This is a genomic window from Pseudomonas chlororaphis (genome assembly GCF_001921865.1).
GTDB classification, from domain to species: Bacteria; Pseudomonadota; Gammaproteobacteria; order Pseudomonadales; family Pseudomonadaceae; genus Aquipseudomonas; species Aquipseudomonas chlororaphis_D.
On the sequence record NZ_MSCT01000020.1, the window covers coordinates 23184 to 43502 of the forward strand.

Below are 20319 nucleotides of genomic sequence, written 5' to 3' on the forward strand. Positions count from 1 at the left end.
TGTTACCTCTTGCGTAATACGTAGACTCGCCACATGGCGTAGAGCGGAAAAAAGTCCAGGTGATCCTGGACGCGAAAACCCGCCTGCTTGAATTCTTCTTCAACCGTAGCAGCCGGTAACACAAAACGGTTCTGGTAACCTTCCTGCCCGGACTCCTGCGTGCGCCGAGCTTCCATGCGCTTGCGTTTCCAGGCCTTGAAGTTGCCATCGACCCACAACGAAACGATCACGCTGTCCCGGGTAACCCGCTGAAACTCCTGCAGCAGAGCCAGCCGATGGGCCGATTCGCCAATGTGGTGCAACAGCCGCATGCAGAAAATACTGTCGACGGCGTTATCCGGCAGGTCGATGTCGAATGCAGACGTCTGCAAGGGTTGTACCCGTTTCACCACTTCGGCCGGTTGCGCCACCGTGGCAATCTTCAACATCGCCGCGGAGTTGTCCGCACCGATAATCACGCGGTTGGGTTTTTCCGCCAGCAATGGCCAGAAACGCCCGGCCCCACAGGGCAGGTCGAGCACCAGGCCCGGCTCGCCGGCCATGGCCAGCGCGGCACGCGCCAATTGCTCGTCACGCTTGTGGGACAAACGGCGGGATACGCCGTCCTGATGCTTGAGCAGATACTCCTGCGCATGTTGTTCGTCGTACTTCTCGGAAAATTCCAGCTTGATCGGGGTCGCCATCACACAGTCTCCTGAATCTGATGGCCCCACCTTAGGCAGCGGCTTGTCAGCGTCAGGTCATGTCTTTGTGAAAACTTCGTCCGGTCCAGAGCGCAAATATTTCAGGGTTTTACAGACTTTAACAAGTGGCCCGGGGCCATCAACCAGGAAGATTCCCGGCAGCGCAGCCCCGGCGCAGAAATTACAGACACCTCATGCCGAGTGACGGTTCAACTCGACATGAAAGCGGCAACCATTGGGCTCCATGGTGCTGAGAGTGACGTTCCAGCCCTGGTCCTCGCAGATCCGCTGCACCAGCGACAAGCCCAGGCCCAGGCCCTCGCCACGCTGCTCGTTGCCCCGCACGAAGGGCTCGAACATCGCCTCGCGTTTTTCCTCGGGGATGCCCACGCCACTGTCTTCGACCACAAAGCCACTGGGTTCAAGGCTCAGGCGAATGAAACCGTGCTCGGTGTAATGCAGGGCGTTGCGCAACAGGTTGCCCATCACCGCGTGCAGGAAGGTGGCGTTGTAGCGGGTATCCAGCGGCTGGCCGGGATCGAAGATCAGCTCGAGGCCCTTTTGCCTGATGGGCTCGCCCCACAAGCCCATCAAGTCCTCGGCCACCTGGCTCAAGGTCGCTCGGGGCGACATGCTCGCGTCTTCGCGCTGGGCGCGGGCGAGCATCAGGAAAGTCTGCACCAGTTCGCGCATCTCGCCGCACGCCCGAGCGATCCGCTCGACCTGGGCCCGACCGCGCTGATCGATCGCCGGGTTTTCCAGCAGCAGCTCGCAGGAGCTGGCCAGCACCATCAACGGCGTGCGCAGCTCGTGGCTGACATCGCTGGTAAACAGGCGCTCGCGGTTCAAGGCCTGACGCAAGCGGCCCAAGGTGGCGTCAAAGGCCACCGCCAACTCTCCCACTTCGTCGGCGGCATAGTCCGGCGCCAATGGCGGCGCCAACCCCAGCAATTGATCGCGATGACGCACCTGCCGCGCCAGCCGGACCACTGGCGCCATGACCCGGCGCGCCAGCACCCAGCCCAGAAACACCGCCAGTGCCAGGCTCAGGACGAAGCCCACCAGGACCACGGCGAAGAGCACCCGCTCGCGTTCCTCGAAGTCACTCTGATCCTGCAACAGCACATAGCGCCGACCGTCGACCACCTCGACCATGGCGTGATACGACAGCTGTTCGCGAAAGACTTCATGAAAGCCCGGGGCCAGGTGCCGCAGGTCCTTGGGCAGCTCGAAGTCGCCGCGCCCGCCGCTGAAGTAAAACAGCTGGTCCGGCTCGGGACGGTGGCTCCAGTCGGCAACGTTATCCATCAACAACAGGCGCTGAAGGTCGCCCCCAAGGCCCGCGGAAATCAGCTTCTCCTCCACCAGGTGCACCGTCGCCACGATCCCCAGGGCGAAGGCCCCCGCGACCAGCGCGCTCATCAGCGCAAAGGCGATGATGATCCGCTGGGAAAGGCTTTGCTTAAACTCCATCACGACCCTCGGCCAGGCGGTAACCGACACCGTGCACGGTTTGCAGCAGCGGCTTGGCGAACGGCTTGTCGATCACCTGGCGCAGTTGATGAACGTGGCTGCGCAGGCTGTCGCTGTCCGGGCAATCGTCGCCCCACAGCGCTTCTTCGAGGATTTCGCGGCGCAACACATGGGGGCTTTTCTGCATCAGCACCGCCAGCAGCTTCAGCCCTACCGGGTTGAGCTTGAGCAGGCGCCCTTCGCGGGTGACCTCCAGGGTATCGAGGTCGTAACTCAGGTCGCCGACTTGCAGGGCCCGCCGGCCGCCGCCCTGGGTACGGCGCATGACCGCCTCGACACGCGCCGCCAACTCGGACAGGGCGAAAGGCTTGACCAGGTAATCGTCGGCCCCGGACTTGAAGCCTTGCAGGCGATCGTCCAGTTGATCGCGCGCGGTGAGCATGATCACCGGCGTATCGCGACGGGCATCTTCGCGCAGGCGCTTGCACAGGGTGTAGCCGTCGATACCCGGCAGCATGATGTCGAGCACAATCAGGTCGTAATGTTCGGTAGCGGCCAGGTGCAGGCCGGACAAACCGTCCTGGGCACAGTCCACGGTATAGCCTTTGAGCCCCAGGTAGTCAGCCAGGTTGGCCAGGATATCGCGGTTGTCTTCAACCAGTAGAATTCGCATGGGCACTTTCTCCGTACAGGGTTACGGCCATCTAGGCTCGCGCAGCTTAAGGCCAAGCGTGGCTGACGGCTAGGGTAGTTCAATCGGCCCCGGCAGAGGCTGCCAGCGGGTTTCAAGCCTTGACGAGTTTTTCACCAACGGTTCACATGCTCGCGACAACCCTGGCTGCAAACTCCGCGGGAACCCGCGACCGCAACGCTTGCCCCATAGGATTTTCCATGCCCTCGACCCTTGCCCGCCCCGCCTCCAGAGCTCTGAACGGGTGGATCTGCCTGGGCATTCCCGCCCTGGCAGCCGTGATTCTGCTGCTGCTCGAACTGACTTCCCTGGACATGGACCTGGCCCGGCGCTTCTACGACCCCATCGCTGGCGACTTCATCGGCAGCCACAGTTATTTCCTGGAAGACATCCTGCACGACCGCGCCAAGCAACTGGTCATCGTCTTTTCGGTGCTGGCCATTGTCGGTTTCCTCGGCTCCTTCTTCGTCCAGCGCCTCAAACCCTTCAAGCGCGAGCTGGGCTGCCTGGTGCTGTCGCTGGGCCTGGCCACCGCATTCGTCACCCCGGTCAAGGCGGTTACCGCTGTGCAATGCCCGTGGAGCCTGAAGGAGTTTGGCGGCAAGGAAACCTACAGCGAACTGCTCAGCCCGCGCCCGGAAACCAACAAGCCCGGCCGTTGCTGGCCCGGTGGCCACGCCGCCACCGGCTTTACCTTGTTCGCGCTGTTTTTTGTCCTGCGCGACCGCCGTCCGCGCCTGGCGCGCAAGGCCCTGATCTTTGCCTTTGCCCTCGGCACGGTGTTCTCGGTCGGCCGCATGCTGCAGGGCGCGCACTTCTTTTCCCACAACGTCTGGACCGCGATTTTCTGTTGGCTGATTTGCCTCGGGGCGTACTACTTCATTCTCTATCGGCCGGCCGGCAAGGTCGATCCGCTGGCGGAGGCGGAACCGGTCAACGCCTGAGGTCCTTTCGCGAGCAAGCTCGCTCCTACAAGGAATGCAGGGTTCTGCGGGAGCGAGCTTGCTCGCGATGACGACGGCCCAGGCAAGAACCTCTGCCCATAAAAAAGCCCCGCCTGCTTGCGCAGGCGGGGCTTTTTCGTACGGGGTAAGGCTGGCTTACATCATGCCGCCCATGCCGCCCATACCGCCCATGTCTGGCATACCGCCGCCAGCTGGAGCGTCTTTCTTCGGTGCGTCGGCAATCGCAGCCTCGGTGGTCAGGATCAGACCGCCGATGGAGGATGCTGCCTGCAGAGCGGAACGAGTCACCTTGGTTGGGTCCAGGATGCCCATTTCGATCATGTCGCCGTACACGCCAGTCGCAGCGTTGTAACCGTAGTTACCCTTGCCGTTCTTGACTTCGTTGACCACAACGCTTGGCTCGTCGCCGGAGTTGGCAGCGATCTGGCGCAGTGGTGCTTCAACAGCGCGGCGCAGAACAGAGATACCAACGTCCTGATCGGAGTTGTCGCCTTTCAGGCCGCTCAGGGCTTCCAGAGCACGGATCAGCGCAACGCCGCCGCCAGGTACCACGCCTTCTTCGACGGCTGCGCGGGTTGCGTGCAGGGCGTCTTCAACGCGGGCTTTCTTCTCTTTCATTTCAACTTCGGAGCCAGCGCCAACCTTGATCACTGCTACGCCGCCAGACAGCTTGGCCAGGCGCTCTTGCAGTTTTTCACGGTCGTAGTCCGAGGAAGTGTCGGCAACCTGGGCACGGATCTGGGCGATGCGTGCTTCGATGTCGCCTTGAACGCCAGCACCGTCGACGATGATGGTGTTTTCCTTGGACAGGGTCACGCGCTTGGCGCTACCCAGGTGCTCCAGGGTGGTGCTTTCCAGGCTCAGGCCGATCTCTTCGGAGATAACGGTACCGCCGGTCAGAACGGCGATGTCCTGCAGCATGGCCTTGCGACGGTCGCCGAAGCCTGGAGCCTTGACGGCTGCAACCTTGACGATGCCGCGCATGTTGTTCACGACCAGGGTCGCCAGGGCTTCGCCTTCAACGTCTTCAGCCACGATCAGCAGTGGGCGGCCGGCTTTGGCAACGGCTTCCAGCACTGGCAGCATTTCGCGGATGTTGGAGATCTTCTTGTCCACCAGCAGGATCAGCGGGCCGTCGAGTTCGGCGACCATGGTGTCCGGCTTGTTGACGAAGTACGGGGACAGGTAGCCGCGGTCGAACTGCATGCCTTCTACAACCGACAGTTCGTTTTCCAGGCCCGAGCCTTCTTCAACGGTGATTACGCCTTCTTTACCGACTTTTTCCATGGCTTCGGCAATGATGTCGCCGATGGAGTTGTCGGAGTTGGCGGAGATGGTGCCTACCTGAGCGATGGCCTTGGTGTCGGCGCATGGCTTGGACAGGTTTTTCAGTTCCTTGACGATGGCGATGGTCGCCTTGTCGATGCCGCGCTTCAGGTCCATCGGGTTCATGCCGGCAGCGACGGCTTTCAGGCCTTCGTTGACGATCGACTGAGCCAGAACGGTAGCGGTGGTGGTACCGTCGCCTGCGTCATCGTTGGCACGGGAGGCAACGTCTTTGACCAGCTGCGCGCCCATGTTTTCGAAACGGTCTTCGAGTTCGATTTCCTTGGCGACGGAAACGCCGTCCTTGGTGATGGTCGGAGCGCCGAAGCTCTTCTCGATGATCACGTTACGGCCTTTCGGGCCCAGGGTCGCTTTTACCGCGTCAGCCAGGACGTTGACGCCAGTGAGCATTTTCTTGCGGGCGGAGTCGCCGAATTTAACTTCTTTAGCAGCCATGATCGATATTCCTTAAATACTTTGTAGTAACGGGAAAATGAGCGGGTAATCAGCCTTCGATAACGGCGAGAATTTCGTTCTCGGCCATTACCAGCAGGTCTTCGCCGTCTACCTTCACAGTGTTGCTGCCGGAGTAAGGGCCGAACACAACCTTGTCACCCACTTTCACGGCCAGCGCACGTACTTCACCGTTTTCCAGAGCGCGGCCTGGACCTACAGCAAGAACTTCACCGGTGTTGGCTTTTTCAGCAGCCGAACCTGGCAGAACGATACCGCCAGCGGTTTTCTTCTCTTCTTCGCTGCGACGGATAACGACGCGGTCATGCAGAGGACGAAGCTTCATTGTCGATCTCTCCTAATTATGGTTTTCAGCGGCCGGTGTCGTTACCGGCGGGTTAACAAATCCGGCGTGGCCGGTTGCGGCTCGACGAGCGAGACGCGGAAGTCTGTCTGGTGTCGCCACCAGAAACCTTGCGGTGACCGATACATGAGGGCGCATAACCTTATTACAAGGGCTGCCCAGTGAAATTTTTCAGATTTTCAGTCAGGTAAAACAAACACGGCACCCTAAGGTGCCGTGTCGATCGTCGAGGGGCTTACGAATCGCGGTGCTCGAACTCGCCTTCGATCACATTCGGCTCGCGCCCCACAGGGCGTTGCGGCACCGGCCCGCCGCGGGCGGCCTGCATGTCGTCGGCAAAGGCGCGCTGGCGGATCGCCTGTTCTTCGGCGCGCTGGCGCATCTTGTTGGCCAGCAGGCGACGGGTGAGCGGCAACAGCATGAGCAGGCCGAACACGTCGCTGATGAAACCCGGCAGGATCAACAGGCCGCCCGCCAGGGCCAGCATCAGGCCTTCGAGCATGGTCTGGGCCGGCAGCTCGCCGCGGTTCAGGCTTTCACGGGCGCGCAATGCCGTGGCCAGCCCCGCGACGCGCAGGACCAGCACACCGAGCATCGAGCCCAGGATGATCAGCAGCAGCGCCGGGAAAAACCCGATCGCACCGCTGACCTTGACGAAGACGAACAGCTCTAGCACCGGGAACAGCAGAAAGAGCAACAGAAAAGGGCGCATCAAATGGTTTCCTCTACGGAAGAATGCCTTCCAGTAGACCTTAGATGACGTTGGCAATTCGTGAATTCAAGCCTCGGCAGCGGCTTTTTTCGGCCATTGCTCGGCGTGAGCCAGGAAAACCAAGGCCTCGCGCACTTGTGTCGGCGTATTACAAGGGTTTGGGAAAGGCAGCCAGTACACCCCCTGCCCGATCCGCAGGTGCATGCCTTCGGTATCGATGCCGGCCAGTTGCGCCGCCGCGGTTTTCGGCAAGCCGGCCAGGTCGACGTAATGGGCGATGGCCTTGGCGTGATCGCTGTTCATGTGCTCGACCATGCTCAGCTCGGCCTTGCCGGCGAACGGGTTAGCCAGGGTCACCTGCTCGATCCAGTGGATCGCGCCAAAGCCGCCGATGTAGCGATGACGCACCGGCTTGAGCAGCCAGAAGTCGAAATCGTGGGCCTTGTGGTAGTTCTGCGAATCCGGGAAGTAGCGGTAGTAACGCTCGGCGGCCGCCTCGATCGCCGCGGCGTCCTCGAGTTTTTCGGCTTCGGCCAGATAGGTCAGGCGCCCTACCGCCTGCACATCCTCGGCCTCGCGCTCGCCCACTAGCAGCGAACACTTGGGATCTTTCTGCAGGTTATGGGTGTGCTGGGCGATGCGGCTGATCAGGATCAACGGCCGGCCTTGCTCGTCCAGGCAATAAGGAACCACCGAGCCGAAGGGAAATCCCGGCATGGCCTTGGAGTGCGTCGACAGCACGCCACGGTATTCCTTGAGCAGTAATTCTCGTGCATTCTTGGCAGCTTCTACGCTCAATTTATGACTCCTTATATAGAATCCGTCGAAAACGGACGGGCGCCTGGAGTAATGTTCCAGTCGCCATCGGGCAATTCTTATCTGCAATCGGGCCACGCCCTGTGCGCAAGAGAGGCGCCTTGAAGGACACCACTCCAGACCTGCTACCGGGGCATGCGAATGCAACTCAATGACAAAGTAATCATTATCACCGGCGGTTGCCAGGGTTTGGGCCGCTCCATGGCGGAGTATTTCGCCAGCAAGGGCGCCAAGCTGGCGCTGGTCGACCTGAACCAGGAAAAGCTCGATCAGGCCGTGGCCGCCTGCCAGGCCGCCGGGGTCGAAGCCCGCGCCTACCTGTGCAACGTAGCCAGTGAAGAACAGGTGGAGCACATGGTCGCCCAGGTCGCCGAAGACTTCGGCGCCATCCACGGCCTGATCAACAATGCCGGGATCCTGCGCGACGGCCTGCTGCTCAAGGTCAAGGACGGCCAGATGAGCAAGATGAGCCTGGCCCAGTGGCAATCGGTGATCGACGTCAACCTGACCGGCGTGTTCCTTTGCACCCGTGAAGTCGCGGCGAAGATGGTCGAACTGAAGACCAGCGGTGTGATCGTCAACATCTCCTCGATCTCCCGCGCCGGCAATATCGGCCAGACCAACTACTCCGCCGCCAAGGCCGGAGTCGCCGCCGCGACCGTGACCTGGGCCAAGGAACTGGCCCGCTACGGTATCCGCGTGGCCGGTATCGCCCCGGGCTTTATCGAAACGGAAATGACCCTGGGCATGAAACCCGAAGCCCTGGAAAAAATGACCTCCGGCATCCCGCTCAAGCGCATGGGCAAGCCGGAAGAGATTGCCCATTCGGCCGCCTACATTTTCGAGAACGACTACTACACCGGGCGGACTCTGGAGCTGGACGGCGGCTTGCGGGTCTGAGCCCCGGCCATGCACCGCTGCCCATGAAAAAGCCCGGCGCACTGCACCGGGCTTTTTGTTGGCCTAATCGGCTCAGTCGTCGCTGACGGTGATGTTCGGCATCGCCGGCGCCGCGGCTTCCTGCAACACGATGCGCGCGCCGACATGCCGAGCCAGCTCCTGATAGACCATGGCGATCTGGCTTTCCGGCTCGGCGATCACGGTCGGCTTGCCGCCGTCGGCCTGCTCGCGGATGAGCATCGACAGCGGCAGCGAAGCCAGCAGCTCGACGCCGTACTGGGTCGCCAGCTTCTCGCCGCCGCCTTCACCGAACAGGTGCTCGGCATGGCCGCAGTTGGAGCAGATGTGCACCGCCATGTTTTCCACCACGCCCAGCACCGGGATGTTGACCTTGCGGAACATCTCCACGCCCTTGCGCGCATCGAGCAACGCCAGGTCCTGCGGGGTGGTGACGATGACCGCTCCGGCCACCGGGACCTTCTGCGCCAGGGTCAGCTGGATGTCGCCGGTGCCTGGCGGCATGTCGATCACCAGGTAGTCCAGGTCGCCCCAGGCGGTCTGGGTCACCAGTTGCAGCAGGGCGCCGGAGACCATGGGCCCGCGCCAGACCATCGGCGTGTTGTCGTCGGTGAGGAAGGCCATGGACATGACCTCGACCCCGTGGGACTTGATCGGCACGAACCATTTCTGGTCCTTGACCTGCGGCCGGGTGCCCTCGGCAATGCCGAACATGATGCCCTGGCTCGGGCCATAGATGTCGGCGTCGAGAATCCCCACCTTGGCGCCTTCCCGGGCCAACGCCAGGGCCAGGTTGGCCGCGGTGGTGGACTTGCCCACGCCGCCCTTGCCGGACGCCACCGCCACCACGTTCTTCACATTGGCCAGGCCGGGAACCTGCGCCTGGGCCTTGTGCGCGGCGATCAGGCTGGTGACTTCGACCTTGGCCGAACTCACGCAGTCCAGGCCTTCGATGGCCAGTTGCAGCATCTGCGCCCAGCCGCTCTTGAACAGGCCGGCGGCATAACCCAGCTCGAGCTGGACCGTTACCCGATCGCCCTGGACCTCGATGGCGCGGACACAACCGGCGCTGACCGGGTCCTGGTTCAGGTAAGGGTCGGTGTATTGGCGAAGAACGGCTTCCACCGCTGCGCGATTGACGGCGCTCATGGGCAACTCCGATAACAAGACTGGAAAATCAGGCGGCTATCCTACGCCGGACACGGATTCGTGGCGAGGGAGCAGCCGCCTCGCGATAAATCCCAGCGCCTGGCCGCTCCGGAAACCGGTCTGAAGGGTGAAAAATATGCGCCGGCGCTTTATAGTGGCCGACCTCCGTTTCATCAAGTAGCCGAGCCCCATGTCCGAGCCACGCAAGATCCTCGTCACCAGCGCCCTGCCCTATGCCAATGGTTCCATCCACCTTGGCCACATGCTCGAGTACATCCAGACCGACATGTGGGTGCGCTTCCAGAAGCATCGCGGCAACCAATGCATCTATGTCTGCGCGGACGACGCTCACGGCTCGGCCATCATGCTGCGCGCGGAAAAGGAAGGCATCACTCCGGAACAACTGATCGCCAACGTCCAGGCCGAACACAGCGCCGACTTTGCCGACTTCCTGGTGGACTTCGACAACTTCCACTCGACCCACGCCGAGGAAAACCGCGAGCTGTCGAGCCAGATCTACCTGAAGCTGCGCGACGCCGGGCATATCGCCACGCGCTCGATCACCCAGTATTTCGACCCGGAAAAGCAGATGTTCCTGGCCGACCGCTTCATCAAGGGCACCTGCCCGAAATGCGGCACCGAAGACCAGTACGGCGACAACTGCGAAAAATGCGGCGCCACCTACGCGCCGACCGACCTGAAGGATCCGAAGTCGGCGATCTCCGGCGCCACTCCGGTGCTCAAGGATTCCCAGCACTTCTTCTTCAAGCTGCCGGACTTCCAGCAGATGCTGCAGGAATGGACCCGCAGCGGCACCCTGCAGGACGCCGTGGCGAACAAGATCGCCGAATGGTTGGACGTCGGCCTGCAACAGTGGGACATCTCCCGCGACGCGCCGTATTTTGGCTTCGAGATCCCGGACGAGCCAGGCAAGTACTTCTACGTCTGGCTGGACGCGCCGATCGGCTACATGGCCAGCTTCAAGAACCTCTGCAACCGTACCCCGGAGCTGGACTTCGACGCGTTCTGGGGCAAGGATTCGACCGCCGAGCTGTACCACTTCATCGGCAAGGACATCGTCAACTTCCACGCGCTGTTCTGGCCCGCCATGCTCGAAGGCGCCGGCTACCGCAAGCCGACCGGGATCAACGTGCACGGCTACCTGACCGTCAACGGTCAGAAAATGTCCAAGTCCCGCGGCACCTTCATCAAGGCCCGGACCTACCTCGACCACCTGTCGCCGGAATACCTGCGTTACTACTACGCGGCCAAGCTCGGCCGCGGCGTCGACGACCTGGACCTGAACCTCGAAGACTTCGTGCAGAAGGTCAACTCCGACCTGGTGGGCAAGGTGGTGAACATCGCCAGCCGTTGCGCCGGTTTCATCCACAAAGGCAACGCCGGCGTGCTGGTGGACAAGAACGCCGCGCCGGAGCTGACCGAGGCTTTCCTCGCGGCCGCGCCAAGCATCGCCGACGCTTATGAAGCCCGCGACTTCGCCCGCGCCATGCGCGAGATCATGGCCCTGGCCGACCGCGCCAACGCCTGGATCGCCGACAAGGCGCCGTGGTCGCTGAACAAGCAGGAAGGCAAGCAGGACGAGGTCCAGGCGATCTGCGCCACCGGCGTCAACCTGTTCCGCCAGTTGGTGATCTTCCTCAAGCCGGTGCTGCCGCTGCTGGCCGCCGATGCCGAGGCGTTCCTCAACGTCGCCCCGTTGACCTGGAACGACCACCAGAGCGTGCTGAGCAATCACCCGCTCAACGAATTCAAACCGCTGATGACGCGGATCGACCCGGTAAAAGTACAAGCCATGACCGACGCCTCGAAGGAAGACCTGACCGCCAGCCAGACCGACACCGGTGCCCCCAAAGGTAACGGCGAACTGGCCAAGGACCCGCTGTCGCCGGAAATCGACTTCGACGCTTTCGCCGCCATCGACCTGCGCGTGGCCCTGATCCTCAAGGCCGAGCATGTGGAAGGCGCCGACAAGCTGCTGCGCCTGACCCTGGATATCGGCGATGAGCAGCGCAACGTGTTCTCCGGCATCAAGAGCGCTTACCCGGACCCGTCCAAGCTCGACGGTCGCCTGACCATGATGATCGCCAACCTCAAGCCACGGAAAATGAAATTCGGCATCTCCGAAGGCATGGTGATGGCAGCCGGCCCCGGCGGCGAAGAGATCTACCTGCTGAGCCCGGACAGCGGCGCCAAGCCGGGCCAGCGGATCAAGTAAGCCCGTTGGCTGGATCGATCCCCCCGTCGCGCTGGTGCGTGACGGGGGGATTTTCATATCTGGATGGGCCTGCGCCCTTGCCGGATAATGCCTAGTCTTCAGGTACACGCCCGCCTTCACCGGCCACGAACATGACCGAGATTGTCCTTACGCTCATCAGCGCCGCCCTGATCAACAACATCGTGTTGCAGTGGCCGCTGGGCGTCGATCCGTTGTTGCAGGCCGACGCCACGCAGCTTCCCCGGCGCCGTATCCATGCCCTCGGGATTGCTACCGCTTGCCTGATGCTGCTGTGCAGCGCACTGGGTCATGGGCTTTATCAGGTGCTGCTGGTGCCACTGGGCCTGACCTCGCTGCAATTGTTCGTGTTCCTGCCGCTGGCCGTGCTGTCGATCGGCCCGCTGCTCACGTTGCTGGCCCGGGTGTTGCCCGGGCTGGCGTTCGACGGTCTCTGGCCGCTGCTGCTGGGCAACGCTGGCGTGCTCGGCGCAGTGCTGCTGGCGGTGCAGGACAACCGGGGGCTGGGCCATAGCCTGGCCCTGGGTCTTGGTGCGGGCCTCGGTTTCTGGCTGGTGCTGAGCCTGTTCAGCGACCTGCGCCAACGCCTTCTCAACAACGATGTGCCCCTGCCCTTTCGCGGCCTGCCGATCGACCTGATCAGCGCCGGACTGATGGCCGTGGCATTTCTCGGCTTCAACGGATTGCTCAAGACATGAGTCTGATTCAACGCATCGACGCCCTGCTGCCGCAGACCCAATGCGGCAAGTGCGGCCACTGCGGATGCAAGCCCTACGCCGAAGGCATCGCCAACGGCGAAGCGATCAACAAGTGCCCGCCCGGTGGCGATGAAACCATCGCCGGGCTGGCCAGGCTGCTGAATGTCCCGGTCATGGAGCTGGACATCAGCCGCGGCCCGGCGCCGGCCCAGGTGGCATTTATCCGCGAGGCCGAATGCATCGGCTGCACCAAGTGCATCCAGGCCTGCCCGGTGGACGCCATCGTCGGCGCGGCCAAGCAGATGCACACCGTGCTGGTCGACGAGTGCACCGGCTGCGACCTGTGTGTGGCACCGTGCCCGGTGGACTGCATCGACATGCTGCCCTTGCCCCGGAACCGCATCCTGCCGATCGTCGGCGGCCTGGCCGCCAGCCTCGAAGAGCAGCGCGCGCGGACCGCCAAGCGCGATCACGCGCGCCAGCGCTTCGAGCGCCGCAATGCCCGGTTGGAAGGCGAAGAGCAGCAACGACAGGCCGAACGCGCCGCCCGTGCGCAACGCGCCGCACAACCCAACGAAAGCGACCCGAACCCGGTACAAGCCGCGATCGAACGGGTGCGGGCGCAAAAGGCCGCCGCGGCCGACGCCGCGCTGAAAAAAGCCAAGATCGAGCTGGCGATGAGCCGCGCCCAGCTGAACAAATCGCTGAAAGCCTTCGGTCATCCCCCGACCTTCGAGCAGCAATCGCAATTGATCGTCCTGCAGCGCCAGTTCGAGACCGCCGAGCAGGCCCTGGCGCAACTGGAAAGCAGCGCCGAAACGCCAGCCGCGCCGCCCCCGGCCAAGGATGCCGACCTCAAGCGCGCCAAGATCCAGCTGGCGATGCGCCGCGCGGAGCTGAAAAAGGCCCAGGACGGCCAGGCCTGCGCCGAGCAATTGGCCAGCCTGGCCCAGGCGTTGAAGGATGCGGAGCAGGCCCTGCACGCGGCCGAAGCCGCCAGCGGGCAACCGGCGCCCGATCTGGTGCGGGTCGAGAAACGCCCGATCGATGCCGGCCTGCGGCAGTTGAAAACCGCGCTGGCCTACGCCCGGGCCGAAGTCAGCAAGCTGGAACGCCACAGCGAAACCCCGGCGCACCTACTCGCCGAGGCCCGCGAACGGTTGACGGAAGCAGAGCGCCAGGTACAAGCCCATGACGCCCCTTGAGCAACCGGACGAGCGCCTGCAACACGCCATGAAGCGTGTGCTGCTGGCGACCCTTCCCGGGTTGCTGGCGCTGTTCTGGTGGTTCGGCTGGGGAGTCCTGGTCAACCTGCTGTTGGCCGGCGCTACCGCCTTGGCCGTCGAGGCCGCGGTGCTCACGCTGCGCCGCTGGCCGCTACGGCCCTTCCTTGGCGACGGCAGCGCGCTGGTCAGCGCCACCCTGCTGGCCCTGGCCTTGCCGCCCTACTGTCCGTGGTGGCTGACGGTCAGCGCGGCGGCCAGCGCCTTGCTGTTCGGCAAGCATCTGTATGGCGGCGTCGGCAAGAATCCGTTCAACCCGGCGATGCTCGGTTATGCCTTGGCGCTGGTGTCATTTCCACAGCAGATGACGCACTGGCCCGCTTCCCATGGCCTGGACCTGCTCGGCGGCCTGCAACAGATCTTCGGCCTGTCCGCGCCCGACGCCTGGGCCCAGGCCACGGCGCTCGACAGCTTGCGCATCAACAAGAGCCTGACCGTCGACGAGCTGTTCGCCGGCAATGCCGCTTTCGGCCATTTCGGCGGCAAGGGCGTGGAGTGGGTCAACCTGGCCTTTCTCGCTGGTGGGGCCTTCCTGCTGCAACAACGCGTATTCAGCTGGCACGCCCCGGCGGGCATGCTCGGCAGCCTGTTCATCATCAGCCTGCTGTGCTGGAACGGTTCCGGGTCCGACTCCCACGGTTCGCCATTTTTCCACCTGCTGACGGGCGCGACCATGCTCGGCGCGTTTTTCATTGTGACCGAACCGGTCTCCGGCCCCCGGAGCGCAAAAGCCCGCTTGTTGTTCGGTGCCGGCGTCGGCCTGCTGACTTACCTGATCCGGACCTGGGGCGGCTACCCGGACGGCGTCGCCTTCGCGGTGTTGCTGATGAACCTCGCCGTCCCCGCCCTGGAGCGCCTGGCTGCTACGCCGCGCGAGGTCTCCCAGCCATGAACCGGGCAACGAGTCTGGGCGTGCTGTCCTTGCTGGCCGTTGTCGGCGTCGCCGCCACGTTTTTCGTCCACCAGGCGACAGCGCCGCGCATCAAGCACGAACAGCGCGCCCTGGCGGCGCGCACGCTGCTGGATATCCTGCCCGCCGCCAGTTACGACAATCAGCCACTGGACCAGCCCCTGCCCCTGGAGCACGCCCAACTGAGCCACAGCATCTTGCTCGGCGGCTACCGGGCGACCCACGGCGGCCAGCCCAGCGCCGTGCTCCTGCGCAGCGAGGTCAGCGGTTATGGCGGCCCGATCGAACTGCTGATCGTCATCTCCGCCAACGGCAAGCTGCTGGGCAGCAAGGCCCTTGCGCACGCGGAAACGCCCGGGCTGGGCGCGCGCATCGCCGAACGGCCCAATGCCTGGTTGCAGGGTTTCATCGGTAAATCGCTGGGCGACCCGGGCGACGCCGGCTGGGGACTGAAAAAAGACCACGGTCAATTCGACCAGATGGCCGGGGCCACCATCACCTCGCGAGCGGTCATCGAGGGCATTCACGACAGCCTGCGTTACTTCGATGAGCATCGTCAGCAACTGCTGGGAAGCCCCGCCCATGAATAAACCATCGAACCTGCGGAACGCCCTGATGCTGGCACCGCTGATCGGCGCCACCGACTCCCTGGTCAAGGCCCTGGGCCTGGCCCTGGCGTTCCTCTGGATCAGTACCCTGTTTGGCGTGGGCATGAACGCCCTGCGTTCACGGCTGGCTGGTCAAGGCCGGCTGGGCGCCAGTATCCTGCTCAGCGCCGCGCTCACCAGTTGCACAATGCTGATCACCCAGGCCTGGGCATTCGAGCTGCACCAGCAACTGGCGCTCTACCTGAGCCTGATCGCCGTGCAATGCCTGGTACTGGAGCACCAGGATTTTTTCCGGCAGCCCGGGCGGTTACGCTTCACTGGCCTGTTCTGCCTGCTGTTGATCAGCCTGGGGGCTTTGCGCGAAGCGCTCGGCAGCGGCTCGATCGGCAGCCATCTGCAGTGGCTGCTGGGAATCACCGACCGCGACTGGCCGGGCTGGGTGCTGAGCGCCTCGGGCGGCTTGCACCTGCTGACGCTCGCACCGGGCGGTTTTATCCTGCTGGGCCTGCTGCTGGCCGCGAGGCAAGCCTGGGCTGCTTCTTCGACTTCACACCGACCGCCTTCAAGGAAATGACTCACCCATGAATGCCGCAAAACGCCTGGAAATTTTCCGCAGGCTCCACGAAGACAATCCGGAACCGAAAACCGAACTGGCCTACTCGTCGCCCTTCGAGCTACTGATCGCGGTGATTCTCTCGGCCCAGTCCACCGATGTCGGGGTCAACAAGGCCACGGCCAAGCTGTTCCCGGTGGCCAATACCCCCGCCGCGATCCATGCCCTTGGCGTCGAAGGCCTGTCCGAGTACATCAAGACCATCGGCCTGTACAACAGCAAGGCAAAAAACGTCATCGAAACCTGCCGCCTGCTGGTGGAGCGACATAACAGCGAAGTCCCGCAGACTCGCGAGGAGCTCGAGGCCCTGCCGGGTGTCGGCCGCAAGACCGCCAACGTGGTTCTCAATACGGCTTTCCGCCAACTGACCATGGCTGTCGATACGCATATCTTCCGGGTCAGCAACCGGACCGGCCTGGCCCCCGGAAAAAATGTGGTGGAGGTCGAACAGAAACTGATGAAATTCGTCCCCAAGGAGTTTCTGCTCGACTCCCATCACTGGCTGATCCTCCATGGCCGCTACGTGTGTCTGGCACGCAAGCCGCGCTGCGGAAGCTGTCGGATCGAAGACCTGTGCGAATACAAGCAAAAGACCTCCGACGATTGAGCAATCATTGATTTTGATGATAGGTCGATTGAAAAAATCTTTTTTACCCATCCTGAGAATATCGATATAAGGAGCGCCAACGGCATTCTTAGCCTGGAGTTAACCTTATGAGTACTGGCAAAGAACAACTGGATGTGGAAGAAGACTTCGTGGCAGTTGAAACAGAAGAGACGGAGCCTGTGGTCGAGGTGGCCAAAACCAACTTGAGCAAACGTCGAACCATTGACAACCTTCTGGAAGAGCGGCGCTTGCAAAAGCAATTGGCCGATTACGACTTTGATCTTTAGCAACAAAAAAGCCTCCTTTCTCGGAGGCTTTTTTGTTGCATCGAAAATCCACTCCTCATGCCAGGCTTCAAACCGGGCAATACACAGGCGAACAGCCTACAACGACGACGCAGCGGTATGGCGCCTTGCAAAGGCTTATCTGCTACCCCTGCGCCCGGGCCCCTCACGCCAGCTGATGGCGCTTGGCAAACTCGATCAGATCCACCAGAGAGCGCGCATTGAGTTTCCCCAACAGCCGCCTTTTGTAAGTGCTCACCGTTTTACTGCTCAAGCACAGGCCCTCGGCGATTTCCTTGTTGGTCTGCCCTCCGGCGAGCTGCTTGAGCACCATCAGTTCCCGACCGGACAAACTAGACAGCATCCCCTCCTCGCTGGCGATACCCAGGCTCGACCGAAGGGTATGCAGCGCTTCGTTGGGAAAATAACTGTAGCCAGCCAGGACAGCCCTGACAGCGCTGATCAACTCGGTAATGTCCTGTTCCTTGCAGACATAACCCGCCGCGCCGGCTTGCATGCAACGCATGGAGAAAGGACCCGGTACTTGCAGGCTCAATACCAACACTTTGGTCGACATGGCTTTTGATGCAAGTCTGGCGATAACTTCCAGGCCATCGAGTTTGGGGATACCAATATCAAGAATAAGAATGTCCGGAACATGTTCATAAGACAGTTTCAGGGCATCCATGCCATTGTCCGTCTCAGCAACAACTTCAAAGCCGTGGCGTTCCATCAACATACGCACAGCCAGACGCGTGACGGGATGATCATCTACGATCAAAACTTTCTTCATGGGTAAGTCCAGAGTTCGCTATTGGTTTTTAAAGCAAGCACCATAACCCAGTCATTTGGCCAATGGCATGGCCCCGCCCGGAGCCAGCAGCGCCCGGAGAAGTTCCTTACAAACAATACGGATTTGCCCTACAAGGAATTTTGAAAGTCGATCGCGGCATATTAAAAACCGCTGCACCTCCTACACTTCGTATTGAAAATAACAGGCAGAAAGATGCTCAAGACCGCTTAAGAAAATTTCCGTGCAAACAACCTTAGTTGCGATTTTTCGGACACGCCCAAGACTTCATTAATCATCAGGCATAAAAAAGCCCCGCTCATGGCGGGGCTCTTTTAAACGACTCAAGGCATCAGGACAATGTCCGACCCTTGTTGGCCGCAATACGCATGCGCAGGGCATTGAGCTTGATGAAGCCAGCCGCGTCCGCCTGGTTGTAGGCGCCGCCGTCTTCTTCAAAGGTCGCGATGTTGGCGTCGAACAACGACTCATCGGACTTGCGACCGGTGACGATCACGTTGCCCTTGTAGAGTTTCAGGCGAACCACGCCGTTCACGTGAACCTGGGAAGCGTCGATCATCTGTTGCAGCATCAGACGCTCAGGGCTCCACCAGTAGCCGGTGTAGATCAGGCTGGCGTACTTGGGCATTAGCTCGTCTTTCAGGTGCGCCACTTCGCGGTCCAGGGTGATCGACTCGATCGCCCGGTGAGCGCGCAGCATGATGGTGCCGCCAGGGGTTTCGTAGCAGCCGCGGGATTTCATGCCGACATAGCGGTTTTCCACGATGTCCAGGCGGCCGATACCGTTTTCACCGCCGATGCGGTTCAGGGTCGCCAACACGGTGGCCGGGGTCATATCGACGCCGTCGATCGCCACGATATCGCCGTTGCGGTAGGTCAGCTCGAGGTAGGTCGGGGTGTCGGGAGCCTTCTCCGGGGAGACGGTCCAGCGCCACATGTCTTCTTCGTGCTCGGTCCAGGTGTCCTCCAGCACGCCGCCTTCATAGGAGATGTGCAGCAGGTTGGCATCCATGGAGTACGGGGATTTCTTCTTGCCGTGGCGCTCGATCGGGATCGCGTGCTTCTCGGCGTAGTCCATCAGTTTCTCGCGGGACAGCAGGTCCCACTCACGCCAGGGGGCGATCACTTTCACGCCCGGCTTCAAGGCATAGGCACCCAGTTCGAAACGAACCTGGTCGTTGCCCTTGCCGGTGGCGCCATGGGAAATGGCATCGGCGCCGGTTTCGTTGGCGATTTCGATCAGGCGCTTGGCAATCAGCGGACGAGCGATGGAGGTACCCAGCAGGTACTCACCTTCATAGACGGTGTTGGCGCGGAACATCGGGAAGACGAAATCGCGAACGAACTCTTCGCGCAAATCGTCGATATAGATCTCTTTCACGCCCATGGCTTGCGCCTTGGCACGTGCAGGTTCGACCTCTTCGCCCTGACCCAGGTCAGCGGTGAACGTCACCACTTCACAGTTATAAGTATCCTGCAGCCACTTGAGGATCACCGAAGTGTCCAGGCCGCCGGAATACGCCAGAACGACCTTGTTTACGTCCGCCATGCCATCACTCCACGGGGTTCTACGGAAAGCCGTCAAGTCTACCGATCAACGCGGATAATTTACAGAGGGGCGACAGCTTATGACGACGAAGCGACAGATTATGTCGAGCCCGCGACGACAGCCGTTTCAGGAAGTCGTTGCGGCGCTGGCGGGGGTCGTGGCTTGCGGGGCCGGTTTTTCAGGAACGGGAACCCGCTCCAACTGGACATTGACCCGGCGATTCTTCGCCCGGTTCGCGGCATTGGTATTGGCCGCCAACGGGTAGCGCTCGCCGTGGAAACGCATTTCGATCTGCGACTCGGGAATGCCGTTGGCCTTGAAGAACTCCATCACCGCCAGCGCCCGGCGCCGTGACAGGTCACGGTTGGTCAAGCGGTTACCGCTGTTGTCCGAGTGACCATCGAGCTGGATGTGATTGACCGTCGGATCGGCCTTGAGGAACTCGACCATCACTTGCAGCTTGGCCTTAGCCTTGGCATCCAGGTCGATACCGCCGCCTGGAAAACCCACTTCGGATTGCCTGACCTGATCGAAATTCATCGGCAACAGCTTGGCGACACACCCTTGATAGTCGCCGTACGCCTTGCTGAACTTGACCGGCAACAAACGCACCTCGGACACCCCGCCCTCGCGGGAATAGTGGCGAACCACCGGGCTGCGGCCATCCATCAACCCACCGATCAGCCGTCCGGCCTGCAGTTGCGAACTGTTGAACAGCACATCGCCGCTGCCGAGACGCACCGACCCCAGGTTGATGTCGCCGCGCCCTGGCTGCCACGGCGCGGCGGCCGCAAGCAGCGTCGCCGAGCCGCCCGTGAGCATCGGGTTGTAGGCCTTGAGGCGAAACGTCGCCTGCTCGCCGGCGCGGCGCACGAATTCTCCGGAGCCGAAGTCGGTGATCGGCTGGCTCAGACGGCACTCGAACTTGTCGCCTTCGACCGTCCACTCAATGCTCTCCAGACGGGTCTGGAAAGTCAGCGCCATCGCAGGAAAACTGACAAACACACTGAGCAAGGCTAGATAACGCTGGCGCACGGGAGGCTCCACTGACTTGTACATCACGAAAATCGACATGCCTGTTTACGGCATACCTTCGGGATATCGGAAGCTTCACGCAAAACTTGATAGCGAGTGCCTGGAAGAGTCTTTTCC

21 protein-coding genes are annotated in these 20319 nt (G+C 61.9%); 10 read left to right on the forward strand and 11 right to left on the reverse strand.

Annotation, left to right across the window (positions count from 1 at the left end):
* Positions 1–2: 2 nt before the first annotated feature.
* The 3 genes from BTN82_RS23065 to colR all read right to left on the reverse strand — a co-directional run bounded on the left by BTN82_RS23065 (position 3) and on the right by colR (position 2829).
* Complete coding sequence (locus BTN82_RS23065; RefSeq protein ID WP_075121404.1) at positions 3–683, reverse strand: class I SAM-dependent methyltransferase; 681 nt, start codon at positions 681–683, stop codon at positions 3–5.
* Between the two features lie 192 nt (positions 684–875).
* Positions 876–2156 (reverse strand): sensor histidine kinase, encoded by a 1281-nt coding sequence (locus BTN82_RS23070; RefSeq protein WP_075121405.1) that lies wholly within the window; start codon positions 2154–2156, stop codon positions 876–878.
* A complete protein-coding gene (gene colR / locus BTN82_RS23075; RefSeq protein WP_075121406.1) occupies positions 2146–2829 on the reverse strand; it encodes a two-component system response regulator ColR in 684 nt (227 codons plus the stop codon). Before colR ends, BTN82_RS23070 begins: the two co-directional genes overlap by 11 nt.
* Positions 2830–3047: 218 nt before the next feature.
* Here colR and BTN82_RS23080 point away from each other — a divergent pair, with 218 nt between their 5' ends.
* Positions 3048–3791 (forward strand): phosphatase PAP2 family protein, encoded by a 744-nt coding sequence (locus tag BTN82_RS23080; protein WP_075121407.1) that lies wholly within the window; start codon positions 3048–3050, stop codon positions 3789–3791.
* A gap of 156 nt (positions 3792–3947) precedes the next feature.
* Here BTN82_RS23080 and groL read toward each other — a convergent pair whose 3' ends face one another.
* From groL to BTN82_RS23100, 4 genes are all read right to left on the reverse strand, one after another.
* The gene (gene groL, locus BTN82_RS23085; RefSeq protein ID WP_075121408.1) at positions 3948–5594 is read right to left on the reverse strand and encodes a chaperonin GroEL; all 1647 of its coding nucleotides are present in this window, start codon (positions 5592–5594) and stop codon (positions 3948–3950) included.
* Positions 5595–5643: 49 nt separating this feature from the next.
* Complete coding sequence (locus BTN82_RS23090) at positions 5644–5937, reverse strand: co-chaperone GroES (protein WP_007932704.1); 294 nt, start codon at positions 5935–5937, stop codon at positions 5644–5646.
* A 253-nt stretch (positions 5938–6190) separates the two neighbouring features.
* On the reverse strand, positions 6191–6667 hold the full coding sequence (locus BTN82_RS23095; RefSeq protein WP_075121409.1) for an FxsA family protein: 477 nt from the start codon (positions 6665–6667) through the stop codon (positions 6191–6193).
* Between the two features lie 66 nt (positions 6668–6733).
* Positions 6734–7465, reverse strand: a complete 732-nt coding sequence (locus BTN82_RS23100) for a HugZ family protein (RefSeq protein ID WP_075121410.1) — start codon at positions 7463–7465, stop codon at positions 6734–6736.
* Between the two features lie 159 nt (positions 7466–7624).
* Between BTN82_RS23100 and BTN82_RS23105 the strand changes: the two genes are divergently transcribed.
* Positions 7625–8383 carry an SDR family oxidoreductase gene (locus BTN82_RS23105; protein ID WP_075121411.1) on the forward strand — a complete coding sequence of 253 codons (759 nt, stop codon included), beginning with the start codon at positions 7625–7627 and terminating at the stop codon, positions 8381–8383.
* A gap of 72 nt (positions 8384–8455) precedes the next feature.
* Here BTN82_RS23105 and apbC read toward each other — a convergent pair whose 3' ends face one another.
* Positions 8456–9550, reverse strand: coding sequence for an iron-sulfur cluster carrier protein ApbC (gene apbC / locus BTN82_RS23110; protein ID WP_075121412.1), 1095 nt, complete (start codon positions 9548–9550; stop codon positions 8456–8458).
* Positions 9551–9740: 190 nt separating this feature from the next.
* On the opposite strand from apbC, the gene metG reads away from it, so the two are divergent.
* The 8 genes from metG to BTN82_RS23150 all read left to right on the forward strand — a co-directional run bounded on the left by metG (position 9741) and on the right by BTN82_RS23150 (position 16810).
* A complete protein-coding gene (gene metG / locus BTN82_RS23115) occupies positions 9741–11786 on the forward strand; it encodes a methionine--tRNA ligase (RefSeq protein ID WP_075121413.1) in 2046 nt (681 codons plus the stop codon).
* Between the two features lie 131 nt (positions 11787–11917).
* Positions 11918–12502, forward strand: coding sequence for an Rnf-Nqr domain containing protein (locus BTN82_RS23120; protein ID WP_075121414.1), 585 nt, complete (start codon positions 11918–11920; stop codon positions 12500–12502).
* Complete coding sequence (rsxB, locus tag BTN82_RS23125) at positions 12499–13707, forward strand: electron transport complex subunit RsxB (protein ID WP_075121415.1); 1209 nt, start codon at positions 12499–12501, stop codon at positions 13705–13707. Before BTN82_RS23120 ends, rsxB begins: the two co-directional genes overlap by 4 nt.
* Positions 13694–14677: an RnfABCDGE type electron transport complex subunit D gene (locus BTN82_RS23130; protein WP_075121416.1), complete on the forward strand. Its 984-nt coding sequence runs from the start codon at positions 13694–13696 to the stop codon at positions 14675–14677. The genes rsxB and BTN82_RS23130 overlap by 14 nt, the downstream gene beginning before the upstream one ends.
* Positions 14674–15285 (forward strand): RnfABCDGE type electron transport complex subunit G, encoded by a 612-nt coding sequence (locus tag BTN82_RS23135; protein ID WP_075121417.1) that lies wholly within the window; start codon positions 14674–14676, stop codon positions 15283–15285. Before BTN82_RS23130 ends, BTN82_RS23135 begins: the two co-directional genes overlap by 4 nt.
* On the forward strand, positions 15278–15877 hold the full coding sequence (locus tag BTN82_RS23140) for an Rnf-Nqr domain containing protein (protein ID WP_075121418.1): 600 nt from the start codon (positions 15278–15280) through the stop codon (positions 15875–15877). Before BTN82_RS23135 ends, BTN82_RS23140 begins: the two co-directional genes overlap by 8 nt.
* A 7-nt stretch (positions 15878–15884) precedes the next feature.
* A complete protein-coding gene (gene nth, locus BTN82_RS23145; protein ID WP_075121419.1) occupies positions 15885–16523 on the forward strand; it encodes an endonuclease III in 639 nt (212 codons plus the stop codon).
* Between the two features lie 107 nt (positions 16524–16630).
* Positions 16631–16810 carry a PA3496 family putative envelope integrity protein gene (locus tag BTN82_RS23150; RefSeq protein ID WP_075121420.1) on the forward strand — a complete coding sequence of 60 codons (180 nt, stop codon included), beginning with the start codon at positions 16631–16633 and terminating at the stop codon, positions 16808–16810.
* A 163-nt stretch (positions 16811–16973) separates the two neighbouring features.
* On the opposite strand, the gene BTN82_RS23155 is transcribed toward BTN82_RS23150, so the two are convergent.
* From BTN82_RS23155 to BTN82_RS23165, 3 genes are all read right to left on the reverse strand, one after another.
* A complete protein-coding gene (locus tag BTN82_RS23155) occupies positions 16974–17600 on the reverse strand; it encodes a response regulator transcription factor (protein ID WP_075121421.1) in 627 nt (208 codons plus the stop codon).
* Positions 17601–17949: 349 nt separating this feature from the next.
* Positions 17950–19167 carry an argininosuccinate synthase gene (locus tag BTN82_RS23160; protein ID WP_075121422.1) on the reverse strand — a complete coding sequence of 406 codons (1218 nt, stop codon included), beginning with the start codon at positions 19165–19167 and terminating at the stop codon, positions 17950–17952.
* Between the two features lie 126 nt (positions 19168–19293).
* Positions 19294–20202 carry a flagellar protein MotY gene (locus BTN82_RS23165; protein WP_075122006.1) on the reverse strand — a complete coding sequence of 303 codons (909 nt, stop codon included), beginning with the start codon at positions 20200–20202 and terminating at the stop codon, positions 19294–19296.
* Positions 20203–20319 lie beyond the last annotated feature (117 nt).